Below are 23,614 nucleotides of genomic sequence, written 5' to 3'. Positions count from 1 at the left end.
ACGTATTCGATTTTGCAGGAGGCACCGTAATTTATGTCATCATTTGACTACATCAAGACCGCTATCCGCCAGAAGGGCTGCACGTTGCAGCAGGTGGCGGACGCCAGCGGCATGACCAAGGGCTATCTGAGCCAACTGCTGAACGCCAAAATCAAAAGTCCCAGCGCGCAGAAGCTGGAAGCGCTGCACCGTTTTCTGGGGCTTGAATTTCCGCGGATGCAAAAGAACATTGGCGTGGTGTTCGGTAAGTTCTACCCGCTGCATACCGGGCATATCTATCTGATCCAGCGCGCCTGTAGCCAGGTCGACGAGCTGCATATCATCATGGGTTATGATGAAACCCGCGATCGCCAGCTGTTTGAAGACAGCGCCATGTCGCAGCAGCCCACCGTGCCTGACCGCCTGCGCTGGCTACTTCAGACCTTTAAGTACCAGAAAAATATACGCATTCATGCTTTCAACGAAGAGGGCATGGAGCCGTACCCGCACGGCTGGGACGTGTGGAGCAACGGCATCAAAGCGTTTATGGAAGAGAAGGGCATTGCGCCTAACTGGATCTACACCTCTGAAGAGTCCGACGCGCCGCAGTTCCGCGAGCATCTGGGCATTGAGACGGTGCTGATCGATCCTAAACGCACCTTCATGAACATCAGCGGGGCGCAGATCCGCGAGAACCCGTTCCGCTACTGGGACTATATCCCGACCGAGGTGAAGCCGTTCTTCGTGCGTACGGTGGCGATCCTCGGCGGCGAGTCGAGCGGGAAATCGACGCTGGTAAATAAGCTGGCTAACATCTTCAATACCACCAGTGCGTGGGAGTATGGTCGCGATTACGTCTTCTCACACCTTGGCGGCGACGAGATGGCGTTGCAGTATTCCGACTACGATAAAATCGCGCTCGGTCATGCCCAGTACATTGATTTCGCGGTGAAATATGCTAATAAAGTCGCCTTTATTGATACCGATTTCGTCACCACGCAGGCGTTCTGTAAAAAGTACGAGGGACGCGAGCACCCGTTTGTGCAGGCGCTGATTGACGAATACCGCTTTGACCTGGTGATCCTGCTGGAAAACAACACCCCGTGGGTAGCCGACGGCATGCGCAGCCTGGGCAGCTCGGTGGACAGGCGGGAATTTCAGTCCATGCTGGTAGAGATGCTTAACGAGAACAACGTTGAGTTTGTCCATGTGGAAGAGTCGGATTACGACACCCGTTTCCTGCGCTGCGTCGAGCTGGTGAAGGAGATGATGGGGGAGCAGGGTTAATAACTTCCCCTCTTCCACCAGGAGAGGGGACTTTAATCTCCCTCTCCCTTTGGGAGAGGGCCGGGGTGAGGGAATCAGCCCACTCAATACTCAACCACCACCTTCCCACGCATATGCCCCTCCAGCACCTTGCGGTGCGCTTCGGTAATGCTTTCCACGCTTAGCCCGTGCAGCGTTTCGCTGAGCGAGCTTTCCACCACGCCGTTATCCACCAGCTTCGCTACCTCATTTAAAATCTCACCCTGACGCGCCATATCCGCGGTCTGGTACATGCTGCGGGTGTACATAAACTCCCAGTGCAGGGCGGCAGATTTAGACTTCAGCTTGTCCTGGTTCAGCGGATGCGCGTTTTCAACGATGGAACAAATGTGTCCCTGAGGGGCAATCAGATCGCTGACCGCATCCCAGTGCCCGTCGGTATCGTTGAGGATAAAAATGTAATCCACAAAGGTGAGCCCCTGTTTCGCCAGTTCACCCTTCAGGTCGCGGTAATTTACGACAATGTCAGCGCCGCGATCGCGACACCACCGGGCGGAATCTTCTCGTGAGGCAGTTGCGACGATCTTCACCTTGCTGTTGTGCTTCGCAAACGGGATCGCCAGCGATCCGACTCCACCCGCGCCGCCAATTATCAGCAGCGTTTTATCTGCGTCGGCATCCTGAATCTTCAGCCGTTCAAACAGACCTTCCCACGCGGTGAGCGCGGTTAAGGGTAGTGCAGCGGCTGCCGCCCAGCCGAGGCTTGCAGGCTTGTGCCCGACAATGCGCGCATCGATCAGCTGATGCGTGGTATTGCTGCCCGGGCGGGTGATATCCCCCGCGTACCACACTTCGTCACCCGGTTTGAATCCGGTGACGCCAGCCCCAACGGCTTTGACGATCCCGCTGGCATCCCACCCGAGAATGCGCGGCTCCTTCAGTCCGCTTTTAGCAATGCCTGCATGTACTTTGGTGTCCACCGGGTTTACGGAGACGGCTTTCACCTCCACCAGCAGATCGTGTTCGCCGGGCTGCGGCATCGGCGGGGTGATTTCAACGAAGGTGGAAAGATTTTCTGGGTTAACGGCAATGGCTTTCACTGACATGGTGTGCTCCTCAATGGCATGCGTTTTGTTGAGGCTAGTCTATTAAGTGGTCAGCTGCATGATAAGATGGACAATCCAGAACTCAGCGTTCGTACAGGGTGAACAATCATGTTTAAACAGCTTCAGGATATGGCGCTGTTTGCGCTGGTGGCCGAGATGGGCAGCTTTACCGCGGCGGCGCAGAAGGCGGAACTGCCGAAATCCAGCGTCAGCCAGCGGATTAGCCAGCTGGAGCAACAGGTGGGGATCCGCCTGTTGAATCGCACCACGCGCAGAATAAGCCTGACGTTTGCGGGCGAACACTATCTGGTGCACTGTCGTGAGATGCTGGCGGCCAGCGAGCGTGCGGAGTATGCCATTCAGCGGCTGCGCGAAAACCCCAGCGGGCGGCTGCGGATCACCTGTCCGGCGGGAATTGGTGCGACGCTGCTGGCGCATATGAATGCCGAGTTTCAGCTTCGCTATCCTGATGTGTCGCTGGATGTGTCGATCTCTGACGACGTGGTGGATCTGGTCGAGTCTGGCTTTGACGTGGCGCTGCGCACCGGCAAACCGCAGGATTCTTCCCTGATTGGCCGCATGATTGGGCACTGTCCGCGCTACATGCTGGCCTCGCCCCACTACCTGGCGCGTCGGGCGCCGTTAATCCATCCCCGACAGCTGGTGGAGCACCGCTGCATTACGCACCGGGCATGGTCGGAGTGGCTTCTGCGAAGCGAGAGTGAGGATTATCGGTATCTGCCGGATAACGCCCATATGACCGATAACCTGGTGTACGCCCGGGAATGCGCCATTGCCGGGGCGGGGATCACGCTGTTACCCGCATTCCTGCTGGAAGATAAGATCGAAAAGGGCGCGCTGGTGAAGGTGCTGCCGGCGTGGAGCGTTGAGGGAAACGATCTCTGGCTGGCCTACCCGAGCCGTAAGCTCAATTCGCCTGCGCTGATGAGCTATATCGACTTTGCGATGCAGTTTGATGAGGTGAAGCGGTATTACGTGGGCAAATAAAAAAGCCGGGTGGCGGCTTCGCCTTACCCGGCCTACACACTGTGCGGCCTGATGCCCTCACCCTGGCCCTCTCCCACGGGGAGAGGGTACAAACATAAAAAACGGCAACCGAAGTTGCCGTTTTGCTTTTATTTCGCAATACGCTTGTACTTAATACGCTTCGGCTCCAGCGCGTCTGCGCCCAGCGTGCGTTTCTTGTACTCTTCGTATTCGGTGAAGTTACCTTCGAAGAACTCCACCTTACCTTCGTCCTGGTAGTCCAGGATGTGGGTTGCGATACGGTCCAGGAACCAGCGGTCGTGCGAGATAACCATCGCGCAGCCCGGGAACTCCAGCAGGGCGTTTTCCAGCGCGCGCAGGGTTTCGATGTCCAGATCGTTGGTAGGTTCATCAAGCAGCAGAACGTTGCCGCCAACCTGGAGCAGTTTCGCCAGGTGCAGACGACCGCGCTCACCGCCGGACAGCTCGCCCACGCGTTTGCCCTGGTCGGTGCCCTTGAAGTTAAAGCGGCCAACGTAGGCGCGGCTTGGCATCTCGGTGTTGCCGATACGCATGATATCCAGACCGCCGGAAACCTCTTCCCACACGGTTTTGCTGTTATCCATTGCGTCGCGGAACTGGTCCACGGAGGCCAGCTTCACAGTCTCACCCAGGGTGATGGAGCCGCTGTCAGGCTGTTCCTGACCGGACATCATGCGGAACAGGGTGGATTTACCCGCGCCGTTCGGACCGATGATGCCGACGATAGCGCCTTTCGGTACGGAAAAGGTCAGATCGTCGATCAGCACACGGTCGCCGTAGGACTTACGCAGGTTAGTCACTTCCACCACTTTATCCCCCAGACGTGCGCCAGGTGGAATAAACAGTTCGTTGGTTTCGTTACGTTTCTGGTATTCAGTGTTGTTCAGCTCTTCGAAGCGTGCCAGACGGGCTTTGCCCTTAGACTGACGGCCTTTCGCGCCCTGACGCACCCACTCCAGCTCTTTCTCAATAGACTTACGGCGGGCGGCTTCCTGAGACGCTTCCTGCGCCAGACGCTGGTCTTTCTGCTCCAGCCAGGAAGAGTAGTTGCCTTCCCACGGAATACCTTCGCCGCGGTCCAGCTCCAGGATCCAGCCTGCCACGTTATCAAGGAAGTAACGGTCGTGGGTAATCGCCACCACGGTGCCTTCGAAGTCGTGCAGGAAGCGTTCCAGCCACGCCACGGATTCGGCATCCAGGTGGTTGGTAGGTTCGTCGAGCAGCAGCATGTCTGGTTTTTCCAGCAGCAGACGGCACAGCGCCACGCGGCGGCGTTCACCACCGGACAGGTTAGCGATTTTCGCATCCCAGTCTGGCAGACGCAGGGCATCGGCCGCGCGCTCCAGCTGCACGTTCAGGTTGTGACCGTCGTGCGCCTGGATAATCTCTTCATACTTGCCCTGTTGTGCAGCAAGCTTGTCGAAGTCCGCATCCGGCTCGGCGTATTTGGCATACACTTCATCCAGACCTTTCAGGGCGTTAACCACCTCGGATACCGCTTCTTCAACGGATTCACGTACGGTGTGTTCCGGGTTCAGCTGAGGTTCCTGCGGCAGGTAGCCGATCTTGATGCCAGGCTGCGGACGGGCTTCACCTTCGATGTCTGTATCGATGCCGGCCATGATGCGCAGCAGGGTGGACTTACCGGCACCGTTGAGACCCAGAACACCGATTTTTGCGCCCGGGAAGAAGCTCAGCGAGATATTTTTAAGAATATGACGTTTCGGCGGGACAACTTTGCCGACACGATGCATGGTATAAACGAATTGAGCCACGTTGGACTTCGCCTCTTTTATCGTGATGAGAATGAATTTCAGCCTCGAAGTGTAGCCTTTTTCACGCCCTAATCCCAGCCAGGAACGTCGGGAGTGTTAAAACGCGCAAGAAAGGTAAAAAAGTGTCCATGACGTGGCGCGTTGTGGGATGCCTGGTTAGCATAAGTTGATGTAACTTTGACGTGGCAAGACGCTGCAACTGACGAAAAACAATGAGGAAGAGCTTGTGGAAAAAGCCAAACGGGTGGTCTGGCGTCTGCTGGCTGCCAGCGTATGCGTAATGGCGGTAAGCCAGGCGGTGCATGCCGATTCACTGGATGAACAACGTAACCGCTATGCCCAGATTAAACAGGCATGGGACAACAAGCAGATGGATACCGTTCAGGCGCTGATGCCGACGCTGAAGGATTATCCGCTGTATCCGTATCTTGAGTATCGCCAGATCACGGACGATCTCATGAATCAACCGACCGTCACCGTGAATAACTTCATTCAGGCGAACCCGACCCTACCGCCTGCGCGCACCCTGAAGTCCCGGTTTGTGAACGAGCTGGCCCGTCGCGAAGACTGGCGCGGCCTGCTGGCTTTCAGCCCGGATAAACCGGGCGCGACGGAAGCGCAGTGTAATTACTATTATGCGAAATGGGCGACCGGTCAGCAGGAGGAAGCCTGGGCCGGTGCGAAAGAGCTGTGGTTGACGGGCAAAAGCCAGCCAAACGCCTGTGACCCGCTGTTCAGCGCCTGGCGCGCCTCGGGCAAGCAGGATCCGCTCTCTTACCTGGAACGTATTCGCCTGGCGATGAAGGCCGGAAACACCCGGCTGGTCTCCGTGCTGGCGGGCCAGATGCCCGCGGATTATCAGACCATTGCCTCGGCCGTTATCAGTCTGGCAAACGATCCTAATACCGTGCTGACGTTTGCGCGTTCCACCGGCGCGACCGATTTTACCCGCCAGATGGCGGCGGTGGCCTTTGCCAGCGTGGCGCGTGATGATGTGGAAAACGCCCGGCTGATGATCCCGCAACTGGTGCAGGCCCAGCAGCTTAATGACGATCAAACCCAGGAGCTGCGCGATATCGTGGCGTGGCGACTGATGGGAACAGATGTCACCGACGAACAGGCGCGCTGGCGTGACGATGCGGTGATGCGTTCAAACTCTGTCTCGCTGGTGGAGCGTCGCGTGCGCATGGCGCTGGGAACAGGCGATCGTCGTGGCCTCAATACCTGGCTGGCGCGTCTGCCGATGGATGCCAAAGAGAAAGATGAATGGCGTTACTGGCAGGCGGACCTGCTGCTGGAGCGTGGGCGTGACGATGAAGCCAAAGAGATCCTCCACTCCCTGATGCAGCAGCGCGGATTCTACCCGATGGCGGCAGCGCAGCGTCTGGGCGAGGAGTACACCCTGAAGATCGACAAAGCGCCAGCCAACGCGAACCCGGCGCTGACGCAGGGGCCGGAAATGGCGCGCGTGCGCGAGCTGATGTACTGGAATCTGGATAATATCGCGCGCAGCGAGTGGGCGAATCTGGTTACCAGCCGTACCACCGATGAGAAAGCGCAGCTTGCCCGCTATGCGTTTGATAATCGCTGGTGGGATCTGAGCGTGCAGGCGACGATCGCCGGCAAGCTGTGGGATCATCTCGAAGAGCGTTTCCCGCTGGCTTACAAGGATCTGTTCGATCGCTACACCAGCGGCAAAGATATTCCGCAAAGCTACGCGATGGCGATCGCCCGTCAGGAGAGCGCCTGGAACCCGAAAGTGCGTTCTCCGGTGGGTGCCAGCGGCCTGATGCAGATTATGCCGGGCACCGCGACGCACACGGTGAAGATGTTTAATATTCCAGGCTACAGTAGCCCGTCCCAGCTGCTGGATCCGGAGACCAACATCAACATCGGTACCAGCTACTTGCAGTACGTCTATCAGCAGTTCGGTAATAACCGTATCTTCGCGTCAGCGGCGTACAACGCCGGGCCTGGCCGCGTGCGGACATGGCTTGGCAACAGCGCAGGGCGCATCGACGCCGTGGCGTTTGTCGAGAGCATTCCATTCTCGGAAACGCGCGGCTATGTGAAGAACGTGCTGGCGTATGACGCCTACTATCGCTACTTCATGGGGCAGAAAGATACCCTGATGAGCGATGCCGAGTGGCAGAGACGTTACTGATCGGCGCGGGTTGTGTTATGCTGTACTCGCTAATGAGTACAAGAGGCAGCATAACATGACCCAGCATTCCCCGTATTCCTCGGCCATGGCCGAACAGCGTCATCAGGAGTGGCTTCGTTTTGTGGAGTTGCTCCGCCAGTCTTATGACAAAGATCTGCATTTACCGTTGCTACAGCTGATGCTGACGCCAGACGAACGTGAAGCGCTGGGCACGCGGGTACGCATTATTGAGGAACTGCTGCGCGGCGAAATGAGCCAGCGCGAGCTGAAAAACGAGCTGGGCGCGGGTATCGCGACCATCACCCGGGGTTCAAACAGCCTGAAGTCGGCGCCGGTTGAACTGCGTCAGTGGCTGGAAGCGGTATTGCTGAAAAACGCCGGATGACGGCTTCGGCTTATCCGGCCTACAAACTTAACGATAAATCGCGTTATGAAAAGGACTTAACGCCAGAATAACGGCCTGGTGGTAAACGCCTGAACGCGTAAGCTTGCCACCCGTAAAGACGCCAATCGCCCCCTCTTTACGACCAATTTCATCAATGCCGGTGTAGTGCGACATTACCGGCCCCAGCGCCTCACCCGCGCGGACTTTCTCCAGTATGACTTCCGGTAGCGGCAGCGTGGCTGAACGCGCTTCGCCGCGCTGCTCACGGCTTTCAATGACAACCCAGCTGAAGGTCGCCCCTTCGTCGATACCTGCTTCAATCGCGACCCAGAAGTCAGCGTCTGGCGCGGCGGCTTTCGCATTCGCCACGCGATTTCGTGCGCCAGCGCGTGTTTCCTCGCTGCCAAACGGCTGTTCCGGCACACCGCTCTCGACGCCGACGGCGTCAATATGGCAGGATCCTTCGCCGAAGATCTCTTCAAATGCCCTTAGAATTGCCTGAATTTTGGCAGGATTGGTGGTAGCAGAGACAACATGGTGCATAATTAAGCTCGATTTAAAAAAATCATCGCAGTATAACGGAAAAAAAGCATGTTACAGGTATACCTTGTTCGCCACGGTGAAACGCAGTGGAACGCCGAGCGACGTATTCAAGGCCAGTCAGACAGTCCTCTCACCGACAAAGGTGTGCAGCAAGCGTGGCAGGTGGCAGAGCGCGCCAGAACGCTGGGTATCACTCACGTCATCTCCAGTGATTTAGGCCGCACGCAGCAGACGGCACGCATCATCGCCGATGCCTGTGGCTGCGACGTGATCCTCGAACCGCGCCTGCGCGAGCTGGATATGGGGGTGCTGGAAAAACGTCCTATCGATACGCTGACGGAAACCGAAGAAGGCTGGCGTCGCACGCTGGTGAACGGCACTGAAGATGGTCGCATCCCTGAGGGGGAATCCATGCAGGAGCTGAGCGTGCGCATGCATGCCGCGCTGGCCGAGTGCCTGAAACTCCCGGCAGGTAGCCGACCGCTGCTGGTGAGCCACGGTATCGCGCTGGGTTGTCTGGTAAGCACCATTCTGGGACTGCCGGCTTACGCCGAGCGTCGTTTGCGTCTGCGCAACTGCTCCATTTCCCGTATCGACTATCAGGAAAGTGCCTGGCTGGCATCGGGGTGGGTGGTTGAGATGGCAGGGGACATTTCGCATCTTGATGCCCCTGCACTGGACGAATTGCAGCGTTAACGACGTACCGGAATCAGGAATTCCATACGCAGATTGATAGGGCCTTCTTCCGGTTTAGCATCTTGCGCCGGATAGTAGCGCTCAATGTCCTGACCTTTACGGCGATTCAGATTCAGCATCGGCATGCAGGTCCCGTAAACGGTCAGGATGAACTCCTGAACGCCCGTTCCTAAACCTTCGTATGAGAACATCACATACTCGCCGCCTTCCAGCACGACAGGCTTCGAGCCATGAATGTAACCGTTCGCCATGTCAGGCGTCAGCGCCGTGGTATAGAACACCTCCTGCTCGTCATCTTTTTCCTGGCTTGGATGCGTTTCGTTCAAACCATACAGAATCGGCGGGATCGCCGGAGCGTGGCTTAAAAATTCGCGCCAGAACTGAACGCGCATCTGATGGCGGAACTCGGAGATCTGCTCCAGGGAGCAGGAGTAGCTCTGCGTGGTGCCGACCAGGTGCGTTTCCGGCAGGGAGATGATTTCATATTTTGGCATCGCGAACTCGCCCAGACGCAGCGGCGGACGCATACCAAAGGAGCTCCAGTCCGGCGAGCGGCGATAAAGCGCTGGCGTTAACGAGAACTGTTTTTTAAAGGCGCGGGTGAAGGTTTGCTGCGAATCGAAACGATATTGCAGGGCAATATCCAGGATTGGTCGCGCGGTCAGGCGCAACGCAACAGCAGACTTTGATAAACGACGAGCGCGAATATAGGCACCGATAGCATGACCGGTGACATCCTTGAACATCCTTTGCAGATGCCACTTGGAATAGCCTGCTTTTGCCGCCACATTATCCAGTGACAAAGGCTGGTCGAGATGACCTTCCAGCCAGGTGAGCAGGTCGCGAATAATTCCAGCCTGATCCATATACTATCCTCATCCTTAAAACTGCCGCAGGTGCCTGTTTACAGGTTAGCGGATAATAGCATTTTCTGACGTTTTAGCATTCAGTGTTTTTTTTGCGCATAAATGCTTTTTGTGGTGATTTATGTGCGGATATATTCTAATCCTGTGATCTTGCTACATTTTTATCTAACCTGTTGAATAATCGCTCAGCGTAATTTTTTATGAATGGTAACAATATGAAATACAAGGTTTTAGTCTTTGCAGCACTGGCGCTGATGGCAGGGCGCGTGGCGCAGGCGGAGCAAATTGGTTCCGTGGATACCGTGTTTAAAATGTTTGGGCCGGACCACAAAATTGTGGTGGAAGCCTTTGACGATCCGGACGTTAAAAACGTCACCTGCTATGTCAGCCGGGCGAAGACCGGCGGGATTAAAGGCGGCCTGGGGCTGGCTGAAGACACGTCTGACGCGGCCATCTCCTGCCAGCAGGTTGGTCCGGTGGAATTGAGTGACAAAATCAAAAACGGCAAAGCGCAGGGCGATGTCGTATTCCAGAAACGGACCTCGCTGGTGTTCAAAAAGCTACAGGTGGTCCGTTTTTATGACGCGAAGCGTAACACCCTGGCTTATCTGGCCTACTCGGACAAAGTCGTGGAAGGCTCACCGAAAAACGCGATTAGCGCGGTGCCGATTATGCCGTGGCATTGATAAAAAAAACGGCGCAAAAGCGCCGTTTTTTACTGCGTGACGGGAGAATTACTCCTGGAGGTCACCGCAGAAACGATAGCCTTCACCATGGATCGTGGCGATGATTTCCGGCGTATCAGGCGTAGATTCGAAATGTTTACGAATACGACGGATGGTTACGTCAACGGTACGATCGTGTGGCTTCAGCTCACGACCGGTCATTTTCTTCAGCAGTTCTGCACGAGACTGAATCTTGCCCGGGTTCTCGCAGAAGTGCAGCATCGCGCGGAATTCACTGCGCGGCAGTTTGTACTGCTCACCGTTCGGGCTAATCAGCGAACGGCTATTGATATCAAGTTCCCAGCCGTTGAATTTGTAGCTGTCGACGCTACGACGCTCTTCACTGACCGTACCCAGATTCATGGTGCGGGACAGCAGGTTGCGTGCACGAATGGTTAACTCGCGAGGGTTGAACGGCTTGGTGATGTAGTCATCCGCGCCGATTTCCAGACCAAGAATTTTATCAACCTCGTTGTCACGGCCTGTCAGGAACATCAACGCGACGTTCGCCTGTTCACGCAGTTCGCGCGCCAGAAGAAGCCCGTTTTTGCCCGGCAGGTTGATATCCATAATCACCAGGTTGATATCATTTTCAGAAAGGATCTGATGCATCTCTGCGCCATCGGTCGCTTCAAAGACATCGTAGCCTTCTGCTTCGAAAATGCTCTTTAACGTGTTGCGTGTTACCAACTCGTCTTCAACGATAAGAATGTGCGGGGTCTGCATGTTTGCTACCTAAATTGCCAACTAAATCGAAACAGGAAGTACAAAAGTCCCTGACCTGCCTGATGCATGTCGCAAATTAACATGATCGGCCTAACGTGACTAAAGTACGTAATTGCGTTCTTGATGCACTTTCCATCAACGTCAACAACATCATTAGCTTGGTCGTGGGTACTTTCCCTTTGGACCCGACAGTGTCAAAAACGGCTGTCATCCTAACCATTTTAACAGCAACATAACAGGCTAAGTGACACCGGACACCCAATAAAACTACGCTTCGTTGACATATATCAAGTTCAATTGTAGCACGTTAACAGTTTGATGAAATCATCGTAGCTGAATGCTAGCCTTTGTCACAATTTTTCAATAAACCAACTAGTTGCGGACATTGATTGATAAACGGTACGAATCCAATCCGAAAAGAGTATTCATATGGTCATTATCATTACAAAACATAAGGATAATGGACTTCTGTTAACATTCTAACTGATTGTTCAGTCACAAAATAGTTTAGCTTTTTTTAATTGTTGTGAAACGCTATTTCGGTGATTTGTGTTGCAAAATTGTAAATTCGTGCTGCGTAATATGTTGAACTGAATCACATTTTTACCTGCTAACTGATTAAAAAGAGAACGTAAATGCATCTGTCGATTGTGCTGGTGGCGCCAGCAAGAGCTGAAAATATTGGCGCTGCGGCGCGTGCCATGAAGACTATGGGTTTTACCGATTTGCGTATTGTGGACAGCACCGCACATCTGGAGCCTGCTGCGCGCTGGGTGGCGCACGGTTCGGGTGATATTCTTGATAATATAACCACTTACGCTACGCTCGCCGACGCACTACACGATATTTCGTTTACCGTCGCGACGACCGCGCGCAGCCGGGCGAAGTTTCACTATTACGCCACGCCTGCTGAACTGGTGCCGATGCTGGAAGAAAAAAGCCAGTGGCTGGAGAAAGCCGCGCTGGTGTTTGGGCGAGAAGATTCCGGGCTGACTAACGAAGAGCTGGCGCTGGCTGACGTGCTGACGGGCGCGCCAATGGTGGCGGATTATCCGTCACTCAATCTGGGGCAGGCGGTGATGGTCTATTGCTATCAATTAGCATCCTTAATACAAATTTCTCAGCCACCGGCGACAGTTTCGGATGAAAACCAGCTGGCGGCACTGCGTGTTCGTGCAGATAAGCTTCTTGAGCAGTTGGGCGTCGCTGACGATCAAAAAATGGTGGACTGGTTACAGCAGCGCCTGGGGCGTCTTGAACAGCGCGACACGGCAATGCTGCACCGATTGCTTCATGATATTGAAAAAAAATTAGCCGAGTAAAATAGTGTCATAGGTTTTTATTATGGCCGATCCTGCTGATGTCTGGGGTTGCATCTGGGGTATTCCGATGAAAATAAATCTGCCCGCAGCGGGACGTGAGAATGTCCCGAATTGTGATCAAATTAAAAATTCATTGACTTAAGGGGCTCGATCCTTTAACCCTAAAAGAATAGAGCACAGACAGATAATAATGACAGAGTACACAACATCCATGAAACGCATCAGCATCACCACCATTACTACAACCATCATCATTACCACAGGTAACGATGCGGGCTGACGCGTACAGGAAAAACAGAAAAAAGCCCGCACCTGAACAGTGCGGGCTTTTTTTTCGGCTAAAGGAAATGAGGTAGAACCATGCGAGTGTTGAAGTTCGGCGGTACGTCAGTGGCAAATGCAGAACGTTTTCTGCGTGTTGCCGATATCCTGGAAAGCAACGCCAGGCAGGGGCAGGTTGCCACCGTGCTCTCTGCCCCGGCCAAAATCACGAACCACCTGGTGGCGATGATTGAAAAAACCATCGGTGGTCAGGATGCACTGCCGAACATCAGCGACGCCGAGCGTATCTTCGCCGATCTGCTTCAGGGGCTGGCCGACGCCCAGCCTGGTTTCCCGCTGGCGCAGCTGAAAAGCACCGTTGAACTCGAATTTGCCCAGATTAAACACGTTCTTCACGGTATCAGCCTGCTTGGCCAATGCCCGGACAGCATCAACGCGGCGCTGATTTGCCGGGGTGAAAAACTCTCTATCGCCATCATGGCAGGCGTGCTGGAAGCGCGCGGTCACCACGTGACGGTCATCGATCCGGTTGAAAAACTGCTGGCTGTGGGCCACTACCTTGAATCCACCGTCGACATTGCCGAGTCGACACGCCGTATTGCGGCGAGCAAAATCCCGTCTGACCATATGATCCTGATGGCAGGCTTCACCGCCGGGAACGAGAAGGGTGAACTGGTGGTGCTGGGGCGTAACGGCTCTGACTACTCCGCTGCCGTGCTGGCGGCCTGTTTACGCGCAGACTGTTGTGAGATCTGGACTGACGTCGACGGCGTTTATACCTGCGATCCGCGCCAGGTACCGGACGCCAGGCTGCTGAAGTCGATGTCGTACCAGGAAGCGATGGAGCTCTCCTACTTCGGCGCTAAAGTTCTTCACCCGCGTACCATCTCCCCGATTGCCCAGTTCCAGATCCCTTGCCTGATTAAAAACACCGGTAACCCCCAGGCGCCGGGCACGCTGATTGGCGCCAGCGCGGATGAAGATGACCTGCCGGTGAAAGGCATTTCTAACCTCAACAATATGGCGATGTTCAGCGTCTCCGGCCCGGGGATGAAGGGGATGGTCGGCATGGCGGCACGCGTTTTTGCCGCTATGTCCCGCAACGGGATCTCCGTGGTGCTGATCACGCAGTCTTCTTCCGAATACAGCATCAGCTTCTGCGTCCCGCAGGGCGATTGCCTGCGCGCCCGTCGCGCGCTGGAAGAAGAGTTCTACCTGGAGCTGAAAGAAGAGCTGCTGGAGCCGCTCTCGATTCAGGAGCGTCTGGCGATTATCTCTGTGGTCGGCGATGGAATGCGCACCCTGCGCGGTATCTCCGCCAAATTCTTTGCCGCGCTGGCTCGGGCTAATATCAATATCGTGGCGATTGCCCAGGGCTCATCCGAGCGTTCCATTTCCGTTGTTGTGGATAACGATGACGCCACTACCGGCGTGCGCGTGGTGCATCAGATGCTGTTCAACACCGACCAGGTGATTGAGCTGTTCCTGGTGGGCGTCGGCGGCGTCGGTGGCGCGCTGCTGGAGCAGGTAAAGCGCCAGCAGGAGTGGCTTAAGAAGAAACATATCGATCTGCGCGTCTGCGGCATTGCGAACTCGAAAGCGTTGCTGACTAACGTCCACGGTCTGAATCTGGAAAACTGGCAGGCGGAGCTGGAAGAGGCGAAAGAGCCATTTAACCTGGGCCGCCTGATCCGCCTGGTGAAAGAATATCACCTGCTTAACCCGGTGATCGTTGACTGTACCTCCAGCCAGGCGGTGGCCGATCAGTACGCGGATTTCCTGCGCGAAGGGTTCCACGTGGTGACGCCGAACAAAAAGGCCAACACCTCGTCGATGGATTACTATCACCAGCTGCGGCTGGCGGCGAGTAAGTCGCGCCGTAAGTTTCTGTATGACACCAACGTGGGCGCGGGCCTGCCGGTCATCGAGAACCTGCAAAACCTGCTGAACGCGGGCGACGAACTACAGCGTTTCTCCGGCATCCTCTCCGGCTCCCTGTCGTTTATCTTCGGCAAGCTGGACGAAGGGATGAGCTTGTCGGAAGCCACCCGCGCCGCGCGCGAGCTGGGCTACACCGAGCCGGATCCGCGTGACGACCTCTCCGGTATGGACGTGGCGCGTAAGCTGCTGATCCTGGTGCGCGAAACCGGCCGCGAGCTGGAGCTTTCGGATATCGTGATTGAGCCGGTGCTGCCAGCAGAATTTGATGACAGCGGTGACGTCAGCGCCTTTATGGCCAGGTTGCCGCAGCTTGACGCCGCCTTTGCCGCACGCGTTGCGAAAGCCCGTGATGAAGGTAAGGTATTGCGCTATGTTGGCAACATTGAAGAAGATGGCGTCTGCCGGGTGAAGATTGCCGAAGTGGATGGCAACGATCCGCTGTACAAGGTGAAAAACGGCGAGAACGCCCTGGCGTTCTACAGCCATTATTATCAGCCACTGCCGCTGGTGCTTCGCGGCTATGGCGCAGGGAATGATGTGACGGCGGCAGGCGTGTTTGCCGATCTGCTGCGTACCCTGTCATGGAAGTTAGGAGTTTAAGATGGTTAAAGTATATGCCCCGGCTTCCAGCGCCAATATGAGCGTCGGATTTGACGTGCTGGGCGCGGCGGTAACGCCGGTGGACGGTTCGCTGCTGGGCGATACGGTTACGGTTGAGGCGGCAGAGCGCTTCAGCCTGAATAACATCGGCCGTTTCGCCAGTAAGCTGCCGTCTGAACCGCGCGAGAATATCGTTTATCAGTGCTGGGAACGCTTCTGTCAGGAGATCGGCAAAAACGTGCCGGTCGCCATGACGCTGGAAAAGAGCATGCCGATTGGTTCGGGGCTGGGCTCGAGCGCCTGCTCGGTGGTCGCCGCGCTGGTGGCGATGAATGAGCACTGCGGCAAGCCGCTGAACAACAGCCGTCTGCTGGCGCTGATGGGCGAGCTGGAAGGGCGCATCTCCGGTAGCATTCATTACGATAACGTTGCGCCGTGCTTCCTCGGCGGCATGCAGCTGATGATCGAAGAAAATGGCATCATCAGCCAGCAGGTGCCAGGGTTTGATGAGTGGCTGTGGGTGCTGGCCTATCCGGGTATTAAAGTTTCTACCGCCGAAGCGCGTGCGATCCTGCCGGCGCAGTATCGTCGTCAGGACTGTATCGCCCACGGCCGTCATCTGGCGGGCTTTATTCACGCCTGCTACACCCGTCAGCCGCAGCTGGCGGCGAAGCTGATGAAAGACGTTATTGCCGAGCCGTATCGCACGAAGCTGCTGCCGGGCTTTAACGAAGCGCGACAGGCATCCATGGATATCGGCGCACAGGCGTGCGGCATCTCCGGCTCCGGCCCGACGCTGTTCGCCTTATGCGACAAGCCAGACACCGCGCAGCGCGTGGCGGACTGGCTCTCTAAACACTACCTGCAAAATCAGGAAGGCTTTGTTCATATCTGCCGTCTGGACACGGCTGGCGCACGAGTACTGGGATAACGAATGAAACTCTACAACCTTAAAGATCATAACGAGCAGGTCAGCTTTGCGCAGGCGGTAACGCAGGGGCTGGGCAAAAATCAGGGGCTGTTCTTCCCCCACGACCTGCCGGAATTTCAACTGACCGACATCGATGAGCTGCTGAAGCAGGACTTTGTCACCCGCAGCACCAAAATTCTGTCTGCGTTTATCGGCGACGAAATCCCGCAGGAGCTGCTCGAAGAGCGCGTGCGTGCGGCGTTTGCTTTCCCGGCGCCGGTGAAGCAGGTGGAGCCTGACGTTGGTTGTCTGGAGCTGTTCCACGGCCCGACGCTGGCGTTCAAAGATTTCGGCGGTCGCTTTATGGCGCAGATGCTGACCCACATCAGCGGCGACAAACCGGTGACCATTCTGACCGCGACTTCAGGCGATACCGGTGCGGCGGTGGCCCATGCGTTCTACGGCCTGAAAAACGTCCGCGTGGTGATCCTCTATCCGAAAGGCAAAATTAGCCCGCTTCAGGAAAAATTGTTCTGCACCCTTGGGGGCAACATTGAAACCGTGGCGATCGACGGCGATTTCGATGCCTGTCAGGCGCTGGTGAAGCAGGCCTTCGATGACGAAGAGCTGAAGGCGGCGCTGGGGCTGAACTCTGCCAACTCCATCAACATCAGCCGTCTGCTGGCGCAGATCTGCTACTACTTCGAAGCGGTGGCGCAGCTGCCGCAGGAGGCGCGCAATCAGCTGGTGGTTTCCGTGCCAAGCGGCAACTTCGGCGACCTGACGGCAGGCCTGCTGGCGAAATCCCTCGGCCTGCCGGTGAAGCGCTTTATCGCCGCCACCAACGCCAACGACACCGTGCCACGCTTCCTGAAAGACGGGAAGTGGGCGCCAAACGCGACGCAGGCCACGCTCTCCAATGCGATGGATGTGTCACAACCTAACAACTGGCCGCGTGTGGAAGAGCTGTTCCGCCGTAAGGTCTGGCGTCTGGGCGATCTGGGTTACGCAGCGGTGACGGACGAAACCACGAAAGCCACCATGCGCGAGCTGAAAGCGGTGGGCTATACCTCTGAGCCGCACGCGGCGATCGCCTATCGTGCCCTGCGCGATCAGCTTCAACCGGGTGAGTATGGCCTGTTCCTCGGCACCGCCCATCCGGCCAAGTTCAAAGAGAGCGTGGAAGCGATCCTGGGGGAAACGCTGCCGCTGCCAAAAGAGCTGGCAGAGCGCGCCGACCTGCCGCTGCTGTCTCATGAACTGCCCGCAGACTTTGCCGCGCTGCGTAAGCTGATGATGACCCGAGCGTAAGTTTGTTGCCCGGTGGCGGCTACGCCTTACCGGGCCTACAACGGCTCAGAATGTAGGCCGGGTAAGCGCTGCGCCACCCGGCTTTTTTATGGAGAAATTAAGGAGAAAAACAGCAGGAAAAAAGCAGAAATTCCCAATAAATGCGGTCACTTAGCGTTTAGGATTGCAGAGAATAACATCCCCCGTTCCCATCACGTACTCTCCTTACATCGGCCCACGTTGGGCAAGAAGAATAAGGAGTCACCTATGTCTACCCTGAAACCTGCACTTATCGCGCTTTCACTGATGCTGGTCGCTCCCATGGTGGTGCAGGCAGCTGAGATCACCCTCGTGCCCGCGGTAAAACTGCAAATTGGCGATCGGGATAATAACGGGCACTACTGGGATGGCGGCCGCTGGCGCGACCATGACTGGTGGAAAGCACACTATGACTGGCGCGATAACCACTGGCGTCCGCACGATGAACATCGCGATCGTGACGATCATCACCGTCATGACGAGCGCCGCCCGGGCCCGGACCGGAAGCACCATTAACACAAACCCCGCCAGCTGGCGGGGTTGTCTTTTATTGCTCGTGACGCTTAAACACCAGCTCGTTTTTTCCTGACGATGCCTCGTCGAAGAAATACCCTTCACTGTTAAAGCCGGTGAGCTGCTCTGGCTTCGTCAGGCGGTTTTGAATGATGAAGCGGCTCATCAGACCGCGCGCTTTTTTGGCGTAGAAGCTGATCACTTTAAATTTGCCGTTTTTCTCGTCGAGGAACACCGGCTTGATAATGTCCGCATCCAGCTTTTTCGGCTTCACCGATTTGAAGTACTCATCGGAGGCCAGGTTGATCACCACGTTGTCCCCCTGGGCTTGCAGCGCCGCGTTAAGCTTGTCGGTAATGACATCGCCCCAGAACTGGTACAGATCTTTGCCTTTGGCGTTTTCCAGGCGGATACCCATCTCCAGCCGATACGGCTGCATCAGATCCAGCGGGCGCAGCACCCCGTACAGGCCGGATAACATGCGCAGATGCTGCTGGGCAAAATCGAAATCGGCTTCGCTAAACGTTTCTGCTTGCAGGCCAGTGTAGACGTCACCTTTAAAGGCCAACAGCGCCTGGCGGGCGTTAGCGGGCGTGAAGTCAGGCTGCCACTCATGAAAACGGGTGGCGTTCAGGTCGGCGAGTTTATCGCTGATGCTCATCAGCGAAGCGATTTGCGGAGCCGAAAGCTTACGCGCCTCGTGGATCAGCTGTTGCGAGTAATCCAGCAATTCCGGCTGGGTATAACGCTCAGTGGCGAGCGGGCTCTGGTAGTCGAGCGTTTTGGCAGGTGAAATCAGAATCAGCATATCCAGTCCTTGCAGGAAATTTAGAGCGACTTTAACAAAAAATCGCCCTGAATTGATCGATAGCTGTTATTGCCGCGGCAAATCATCCCAGGTGCCAGGGGCAATTTGTGACTCGATTTCGGGATAGCGTGAGGCGTCAAAGACGGGCTGTACGCCAAGCTTGCGCTGACGCAGATAATCGCGCGCAATTAGCGCCACAACCGGTGAAAGAAGCAAAATCGCCGTCAGGTTCGTGATGGCCATCAGCGCCATAATGACGTCCGCTATTTGCCAGACCAACGGCATGCTGAGCAGGGAGCCGACGAAAACCATTCCCAGCACACCCGCGCGAAGGACGTTGCGGGCCAGACGCGAATCGACTTTCAGGAAGATAAGGTTGTTTTCGGCATAGATATAGTTCACCGCAATGGAACTAAAGGCAAAAAGTCCCACGACAAGTGCGACAAGGCCCGCGCCCCAGCCGCCGACGAGGGAGACCAGCGCCTGTTGTACCCAATGAATGCCTGCCGTACTACCGGACGGTTGTTCAGCGGCACCGGCCAGCAACATGATCATCGCGCTGGCGGAGCAGATAACAATGGTGTCTGTGAAGACGCCAATCATCTGTACAATGCCCTGCGCGGCGGGATGCGGAGGCCATGATGCGGCGGCTGCGGCGGCATTCGGCGTGGAGCCCATTCCCGCTTCGTTGGAGAACATACCCCGCTGAAAACCCGCAGTGAGTGCCTGGCTAAGGGTGTAACCCAGCGCGCCGGAAGCCGCTTCGCGCCAGCCGAACGCGCTCTGGAAAATGGTGACGATAACGTTCGGCACCTCGTCAATATGTATCGCGCAGACCATCAGGCTGGTGGACACCCACAGCAGCGCCATCAGCGGAACCAGCCACTGCATCAGGCGGGCAACCCCTTTGAGCCCGGTCACAATGGTCAGCAGGGTGAGAAGGGCAAGCGCGCCGCCCGTCAGCCACTCCGGACAATTGAAGGCAAAGCGCAGCGCGTGCGCGACGGAATTTGCCTGAACGGTATTGAAAATAAGGCCATAGGCAATCAGCAAAAAGATCGAGAACAGGACGCCCATCCAGCGCATTCCCAGCCCGCGAGCCATATACCAGGCGGGACCGCCGCGAAACTGACCTTTGCCGTCTTTTTCTTTGTAGAGCTGGGCAAGCGAGCATTCAGCAAAGGAGGTGGCCATACCGATAATCGCCGTCACCCACATCCAGAATACCGCGCCCGGACCGCCCGCGCCGATCGCCAGCGCGACACCGGCCAGGTTACCGCTGCCGACGCGTGCGGCCAGGCTGGTACAGAGCGCCTGAAACGAGGTCAGGCCGCCCGGCTGTGGGGTGACGCTGTTTTTCAGACTTCTGCCAAATTTGCGGATATAGCGAAACTGAATCAGACCGCTGCGCCACGTAAACCAGATACCTGCTCCAGAAAGCAGGTATATCATGATCGAACCCCAGAGGACTTCGTTAATAAAGAAAAAGAAATCAGGCACTAACGTCCCTCTTGTTGATGCCAAAGTGAATATGTAAGCGCTACCACTGATTGTGCATGCTGTTACTTAGCAGCCTGTTAATATTCTGAGTTTATCATACTCTGCCTAAGCGCACTGTCTGCGGTTGCGCTGCCTCTCACTCGTGTTATCATCAGGGCAGACCGGTTACATCCCCCTAACAAGTAAACCTGTCATTTTTCCGCTGCTGGCAAGCTGTCGGTAGTGTGAATTATCCAGGGCACGTTAAAAGAGAAACACTATCATGACGGATAAATTGACCTCCCTTCGTCAGTTCACCACTGTCGTCGCTGACACCGGAGATATCGCGGCAATGAAGCTGTACCAGCCGCAGGATGCCACAACCAACCCTTCTCTGATCCTTAACGCCGCGCAGATCCCTGAGTATCGCAAACTGATCGACGAGGCGGTGACCTGGGCAAAAGCACAGAGCAATGACCGCGCGCAGCAGGTTGTGGATGCCACTGACAAACTGGCAGTGAACATCGGTCTGGAAATCCTGAAGCTCGTTCCTGGCCGTATCTCAACCGAAGTTGATGCTCGCCTGTCCTACGACACCGAAGCCTCTATCGCCAAAGCAAAACGCCTGATCAAGCTGTACAACGATGCGGGCATCAGCAACGACCGTATCCTGATCAAACTGGCCTCTACCTGGCAGGGCATCCGCGCCGCTGAGCAGCTGGAAAAAGAAGGCATCAACTGTAACCTGACTCTGCTGTTCTCCTTCGCGCAGGCACGTGCATGTGCCGAAGCTGGCGTATACCTGATTTCTCCGTTCGTGGGCCGTATTCTGGACTGGTACAAAGCCAACACCGACAAGAAAGAGTACGCGGCGTCTGAAGATCCAGGCGTGATTTCTGTGACTGAAATCTACGAATACTACAAACAGCACGGCTATGAGACCGTTGTTATGGGCGCAAGCTTCCGTAACGTCGGCGAAATCATCGAGCTGGCTGGCTGTGACCGCCTGACCATCGCTCCTGCGCTGCTGAAAGAGCTGGCAGAAAGCGAAGGTGCTATCGAGCGTAAACTGTCCTACACCGGCGAAGTGAAAGCACGCCCTGAGCGCATCACCGAGTCCGAGTTCCTGTGGCAGCACAACCAGGATCCAATGGCGGTAGATAAACTGGCGGACGGTATCCGTAAGTTTGCTATCGACCAGGAAAAACTGGAAAAAATGATCGGCGACCTGCTGTAATCATTCTGCGTGACCGGGTTCCCGGTCACGCGTCTTTCCCCCGCCTCTGTCTGAATTTTCTCTCTGCGTGTATCATTCCCTTTAATCAGTACTTTTTGAATGGAATGGATATGAATACCTTACGCATCGGCTTAGTGTCGATTTCTGACCGCGCCTCCAGCGGTGTTTATCAGGATAAAGGCATCCCTGCTCTGGAAGCGTGGCTGGGCAGCGCGCTCACTACCCCGTTTGAGATCCAGACTCGCCTGATCCCGGACGAGCAGCCGATCATCGAGCAAACCCTGTGTGAACTGGTGGATGAGATGAGCTGCCACCTTGTGCTGACGACGGGCGGCACCGGCCCCGCGCGCCGCGATGTGACGCCGGACGCGACGCTGGCTATCGCCGATCGTGAAATGCCGGGCTTCGGTGAACAGATGCGCCAGATCAGTCTACACTTTGTCCCGACGGCCATCCTTTCCCGTCAGGTCGGGGTGATCCGCAAACAGGCGCTGATCCTGAATCTGCCGGGCCAGCCGAAGTCGATCAAAGAGACCCTCGAAGGGCTTAAAGCGGAAGACGGCAGCGTTATCGTTAACGGTATTTTTGCAAGTGTACCGTATTGTATACAGTTGCTTGACGGTCCGTATGTGGAAACTGACGGCAACGTGGTAGCAGCATTTCGCCCTAAAAGCGCTCGCCGCGAAACAATCTCCTGAAAATGATTAAAATGTGACATTAGCGCCAGCCGCAGTAGCGTGTAAATGGATTTACGATATAGTAATTTTTTCTTTACGATTGCTGTAAAAAATAATCCACAACACATGCACAATGGTTCGCTATGTCACATAACACCCGACCTCTGAATCGACAGGACTACAAAACCCTCACGCTCGCTGCCCTGGGCGGCGCGCTGGAGTTTTACGACTTCATCATCTTTGTCTTCTTCGCCGCCGTTGTGGGGGCGCTGTTTTTCCCGGCGGATATACCGGAATGGCTGCGTCAGGTGCAAACCTTCGGCATTTTCGCTGCCGGGTATCTGGCGCGTCCGCTGGGCGGCATTGTTATGGCGCATTTTGGCGATCTGGTTGGGCGCAAGAAGATGTTTACCCTCAGCATCCTGCTGATGGCCGTGCCGACGCTGGCGATTGGTCTTTTGCCTACCTATGAGTCGATGGGCATTATCGCCCCGTTATTGCTGCTGCTGATGCGTATTCTCCAGGGCGCGGCCATCGGCGGGGAAGTGCCTGGCGCCTGGGTGTTTGTCGCTGAGCACGTCCCGGTGCGCCGCATCGGCATTGCGTGCGGAACGCTGACCGCAGGGCTGACGATCGGGATCCTGCTTGGCTCCGTGGTTGCAACCATCATCAATACCAGCATGACGCAACAGGCCGTTCACGACTGGGGCTGGCGCATTCCGTTCCTGCTGGGCGGGGCGTTCGGGCTGGTGGCAATGTACCTGCGACGCTGGTTGCAGGAGACGCCAATATTTCTGGAAATGCAGCAGCGGAAGGCGCTGGCGCAAGAACTGCCGGTGAAAACCGTGGTGGTGCGGCATAAAAAAGCGGTAGTGGTGTCGATGCTTCTGACCTGGCTGCTGTCTGCGGGTATCGTGGTGGTCATTTTGATGTCGCCGGTCTGGCTGCAAAAACAGTACGGTTTTGCGCCTGCCGTGACGTTACAGGCGAACAGTATCGCGACAATTATGCTCTGCTTTGGCTGTCTGGCCGCCGGGCTGGCGGCGGATCGTTTCGGCGCAAGCGCGACCTTTATTGTCGGCAGTCTGCTTCTGGCCGCGTCGAGCTGGGCATTTTATCATCTTGCGGGCACCCATCCTGAACAGCTGGTCCTGCTGTACGGTGTCGTCGGGTTGTGCGTGGGCGTCGTTGGCGCCGTACCGTACGTAATGGTCCGCGCCTTCCCGCCGGAGGTACGCTTCACTGGGATCTCTTTC

23 protein-coding genes and 1 other annotated feature are annotated in these 23,614 nt (G+C 56.1%); of the genes, 16 read left to right on the top strand and 7 right to left on the bottom strand.

The window, feature by feature from the left end; translation table 11 throughout:
* Positions 1–33: 33 nt before the first annotated feature.
* Entirely contained in the window at positions 34–1,266 is a 1,233-nt protein-coding gene (gene nadR, locus ACOTW6_RS16650) for a multifunctional transcriptional regulator/nicotinamide-nucleotide adenylyltransferase/ribosylnicotinamide kinase NadR (protein WP_062932388.1), read from the top strand.
* 83 nt (positions 1,267–1,349) lie between these two features.
* Here nadR and ACOTW6_RS16645 read toward each other — a convergent pair whose 3' ends face one another.
* Complete coding sequence (locus tag ACOTW6_RS16645; protein WP_213789060.1) at positions 1,350–2,351, bottom strand: zinc-binding alcohol dehydrogenase family protein; 1,002 nt, start codon at positions 2,349–2,351, stop codon at positions 1,350–1,352.
* A gap of 108 nt (positions 2,352–2,459) precedes the next feature.
* Between ACOTW6_RS16645 and ACOTW6_RS16640 the strand changes: the two genes are divergently transcribed.
* Positions 2,460–3,359, top strand: a complete 900-nt coding sequence (locus ACOTW6_RS16640; RefSeq protein ID WP_015572618.1) for a LysR family transcriptional regulator — start codon at positions 2,460–2,462, stop codon at positions 3,357–3,359.
* A gap of 128 nt (positions 3,360–3,487) precedes the next feature.
* Here the strand turns inward: ACOTW6_RS16640 and ettA are convergent, their stop codons facing one another.
* Positions 3,488–5,155: an energy-dependent translational throttle protein EttA gene (ettA, locus tag ACOTW6_RS16635; RefSeq protein WP_003856515.1), complete on the bottom strand. Its 1,668-nt coding sequence runs from the start codon at positions 5,153–5,155 to the stop codon at positions 3,488–3,490.
* Between the two features lie 226 nt (positions 5,156–5,381).
* Between ettA and sltY the strand changes: the two genes are divergently transcribed.
* Together sltY and trpR are read left to right on the top strand one after the other, a co-directional pair.
* Positions 5,382–7,319: a murein transglycosylase gene (gene sltY, locus ACOTW6_RS16630; protein ID WP_213789059.1), complete on the top strand. Its 1,938-nt coding sequence runs from the start codon at positions 5,382–5,384 to the stop codon at positions 7,317–7,319.
* 55 nt (positions 7,320–7,374) lie between these two features.
* Positions 7,375–7,704, top strand: a complete 330-nt coding sequence (trpR, locus tag ACOTW6_RS16625) for a trp operon repressor (protein ID WP_003856511.1) — start codon at positions 7,375–7,377, stop codon at positions 7,702–7,704.
* Positions 7,705–7,731: 27 nt separating this feature from the next.
* Here trpR and yjjX read toward each other — a convergent pair whose 3' ends face one another.
* On the bottom strand, positions 7,732–8,247 hold the full coding sequence (gene yjjX / locus ACOTW6_RS16620; RefSeq protein ID WP_015572619.1) for an inosine/xanthosine triphosphatase: 516 nt from the start codon (positions 8,245–8,247) through the stop codon (positions 7,732–7,734).
* A gap of 48 nt (positions 8,248–8,295) precedes the next feature.
* Between yjjX and gpmB the strand changes: the two genes are divergently transcribed.
* Positions 8,296–8,943: a 2,3-diphosphoglycerate-dependent phosphoglycerate mutase GpmB gene (gene gpmB / locus ACOTW6_RS16615; RefSeq protein ID WP_047052512.1), complete on the top strand. Its 648-nt coding sequence runs from the start codon at positions 8,296–8,298 to the stop codon at positions 8,941–8,943.
* On the opposite strand, the gene robA is transcribed toward gpmB, so the two are convergent.
* A complete protein-coding gene (robA, locus tag ACOTW6_RS16610; protein WP_062932385.1) occupies positions 8,940–9,809 on the bottom strand; it encodes an MDR efflux pump AcrAB transcriptional activator RobA in 870 nt (289 codons plus the stop codon). The two genes, gpmB and robA, sit on opposite strands and share 4 nt — an antisense overlap.
* A 215-nt stretch (positions 9,810–10,024) precedes the next feature.
* Here robA and creA point away from each other — a divergent pair, with 215 nt between their 5' ends.
* A complete protein-coding gene (gene creA, locus ACOTW6_RS16605) occupies positions 10,025–10,495 on the top strand; it encodes a protein CreA (protein WP_003856503.1) in 471 nt (156 codons plus the stop codon).
* 48 nt (positions 10,496–10,543) lie between these two features.
* Here creA and arcA read toward each other — a convergent pair whose 3' ends face one another.
* Complete coding sequence (gene arcA / locus ACOTW6_RS16600) at positions 10,544–11,260, bottom strand: two-component system response regulator ArcA (protein ID WP_003856501.1); 717 nt, start codon at positions 11,258–11,260, stop codon at positions 10,544–10,546.
* Between the two features lie 95 nt (positions 11,261–11,355).
* Here arcA and yjjY point away from each other — a divergent pair, with 95 nt between their 5' ends.
* From yjjY to ACOTW6_RS16565, 7 genes are all read left to right on the top strand, one after another.
* Positions 11,356–11,496, top strand: a complete 141-nt coding sequence (yjjY, locus tag ACOTW6_RS16595; RefSeq protein ID WP_001541509.1) for a protein YjjY — start codon at positions 11,356–11,358, stop codon at positions 11,494–11,496.
* Positions 11,497–11,895: 399 nt separating this feature from the next.
* Positions 11,896–12,582 carry a tRNA/rRNA methyltransferase gene (locus ACOTW6_RS16590; protein ID WP_062932384.1) on the top strand — a complete coding sequence of 229 codons (687 nt, stop codon included), beginning with the start codon at positions 11,896–11,898 and terminating at the stop codon, positions 12,580–12,582.
* A 211-nt stretch (positions 12,583–12,793) separates the two neighbouring features.
* On the top strand, positions 12,794–12,862 hold the full coding sequence (thrL, locus tag ACOTW6_RS16585; RefSeq protein WP_015572623.1) for a thr operon leader peptide: 69 nt from the start codon (positions 12,794–12,796) through the stop codon (positions 12,860–12,862).
* Positions 12,801–12,918 (top strand) — a sequence feature (Thr leader region). (Overlaps the previous gene by 62 nt.)
* 24 nt (positions 12,919–12,942) lie before the next feature.
* Positions 12,943–15,405 (top strand): bifunctional aspartate kinase/homoserine dehydrogenase I, encoded by a 2,463-nt coding sequence (gene thrA, locus ACOTW6_RS16580; RefSeq protein WP_062932383.1) that lies wholly within the window; start codon positions 12,943–12,945, stop codon positions 15,403–15,405.
* Position 15,406: 1 nt separating this feature from the next.
* On the top strand, positions 15,407–16,336 hold the full coding sequence (gene thrB, locus ACOTW6_RS16575; protein WP_022650380.1) for a homoserine kinase: 930 nt from the start codon (positions 15,407–15,409) through the stop codon (positions 16,334–16,336).
* A gap of 3 nt (positions 16,337–16,339) precedes the next feature.
* Positions 16,340–17,626 (top strand): threonine synthase, encoded by a 1,287-nt coding sequence (thrC, locus tag ACOTW6_RS16570; RefSeq protein ID WP_047727834.1) that lies wholly within the window; start codon positions 16,340–16,342, stop codon positions 17,624–17,626.
* A gap of 246 nt (positions 17,627–17,872) precedes the next feature.
* On the top strand, positions 17,873–18,160 hold the full coding sequence (locus tag ACOTW6_RS16565; RefSeq protein ID WP_062932382.1) for a DUF2502 domain-containing protein: 288 nt from the start codon (positions 17,873–17,875) through the stop codon (positions 18,158–18,160).
* A gap of 31 nt (positions 18,161–18,191) precedes the next feature.
* On the opposite strand, the gene yaaA is transcribed toward ACOTW6_RS16565, so the two are convergent.
* Both yaaA and ACOTW6_RS16555 read right to left on the bottom strand, forming a co-directional pair.
* Complete coding sequence (yaaA, locus tag ACOTW6_RS16560; RefSeq protein WP_022650381.1) at positions 18,192–18,965, bottom strand: peroxide stress protein YaaA; 774 nt, start codon at positions 18,963–18,965, stop codon at positions 18,192–18,194.
* Between the two features lie 66 nt (positions 18,966–19,031).
* Positions 19,032–20,465, bottom strand: coding sequence for an alanine/glycine:cation symporter family protein (locus ACOTW6_RS16555; protein ID WP_062932381.1), 1,434 nt, complete (start codon positions 20,463–20,465; stop codon positions 19,032–19,034).
* Between the two features lie 262 nt (positions 20,466–20,727).
* Between ACOTW6_RS16555 and tal the strand changes: the two genes are divergently transcribed.
* The 3 genes from tal to ACOTW6_RS16540 form a co-directional block, all read left to right on the top strand.
* Complete coding sequence (gene tal / locus ACOTW6_RS16550) at positions 20,728–21,681, top strand: transaldolase (protein ID WP_003856481.1); 954 nt, start codon at positions 20,728–20,730, stop codon at positions 21,679–21,681.
* A gap of 110 nt (positions 21,682–21,791) precedes the next feature.
* Positions 21,792–22,379: a molybdopterin adenylyltransferase gene (gene mog / locus ACOTW6_RS16545; RefSeq protein WP_213789058.1), complete on the top strand. Its 588-nt coding sequence runs from the start codon at positions 21,792–21,794 to the stop codon at positions 22,377–22,379.
* Between the two features lie 122 nt (positions 22,380–22,501).
* Positions 22,502–23,614, top strand: a 1,113-nt coding sequence (locus tag ACOTW6_RS16540; RefSeq protein ID WP_421766268.1) for an MFS transporter, incomplete at its 3' end; no start/stop codon positions are given.

This window comes from Enterobacter cloacae complex sp. IR5403 (genome assembly GCF_049238705.1).
Taxonomy (GTDB): Bacteria; Pseudomonadota; Gammaproteobacteria; order Enterobacterales; family Enterobacteriaceae; genus Enterobacter; species Enterobacter hormaechei_C.
This window is presented reverse-complemented; position numbering and strand designations above follow the sequence as displayed.

Excerpts from the sequence above, each read along its gene's own strand:
- nadR (WP_062932388.1), top strand. The coding sequence starts at position 34 with ATGTCATCATTTGACTACATCAAGACCGCTATCCGCCAGAAGGGCTGC.
- ACOTW6_RS16645 (WP_213789060.1), bottom strand. The coding sequence starts at position 2,351 with ATGTCAGTGAAAGCCATTGCCGTTAACCCAGAAAATCTTTCCACCTTC.
- ACOTW6_RS16640 (WP_015572618.1), top strand. The coding sequence starts at position 2,460 with ATGTTTAAACAGCTTCAGGATATGGCGCTGTTTGCGCTGGTGGCCGAG.
- trpR (WP_003856511.1), top strand. The coding sequence starts at position 7,375 with ATGACCCAGCATTCCCCGTATTCCTCGGCCATGGCCGAACAGCGTCAT.
- yjjX (WP_015572619.1), bottom strand. The coding sequence starts at position 8,247 with ATGCACCATGTTGTCTCTGCTACCACCAATCCTGCCAAAATTCAGGCA.
- gpmB (WP_047052512.1), top strand. The coding sequence starts at position 8,296 with ATGTTACAGGTATACCTTGTTCGCCACGGTGAAACGCAGTGGAACGCC.
- robA (WP_062932385.1), bottom strand. The coding sequence starts at position 9,809 with ATGGATCAGGCTGGAATTATTCGCGACCTGCTCACCTGGCTGGAAGGT.
- creA (WP_003856503.1), top strand. The coding sequence starts at position 10,025 with ATGAAATACAAGGTTTTAGTCTTTGCAGCACTGGCGCTGATGGCAGGG.
- arcA (WP_003856501.1), bottom strand. The coding sequence starts at position 11,260 with ATGCAGACCCCGCACATTCTTATCGTTGAAGACGAGTTGGTAACACGC.
- ACOTW6_RS16590 (WP_062932384.1), top strand. The coding sequence starts at position 11,896 with ATGCATCTGTCGATTGTGCTGGTGGCGCCAGCAAGAGCTGAAAATATT.
- thrA (WP_062932383.1), top strand. The coding sequence starts at position 12,943 with ATGCGAGTGTTGAAGTTCGGCGGTACGTCAGTGGCAAATGCAGAACGT.
- thrB (WP_022650380.1), top strand. The coding sequence starts at position 15,407 with ATGGTTAAAGTATATGCCCCGGCTTCCAGCGCCAATATGAGCGTCGGA.
- thrC (WP_047727834.1), top strand. The coding sequence starts at position 16,340 with ATGAAACTCTACAACCTTAAAGATCATAACGAGCAGGTCAGCTTTGCG.
- ACOTW6_RS16565 (WP_062932382.1), top strand. The coding sequence starts at position 17,873 with ATGTCTACCCTGAAACCTGCACTTATCGCGCTTTCACTGATGCTGGTC.
- yaaA (WP_022650381.1), bottom strand. The coding sequence starts at position 18,965 with ATGCTGATTCTGATTTCACCTGCCAAAACGCTCGACTACCAGAGCCCG.
- tal (WP_003856481.1), top strand. The coding sequence starts at position 20,728 with ATGACGGATAAATTGACCTCCCTTCGTCAGTTCACCACTGTCGTCGCT.
- mog (WP_213789058.1), top strand. The coding sequence starts at position 21,792 with ATGAATACCTTACGCATCGGCTTAGTGTCGATTTCTGACCGCGCCTCC.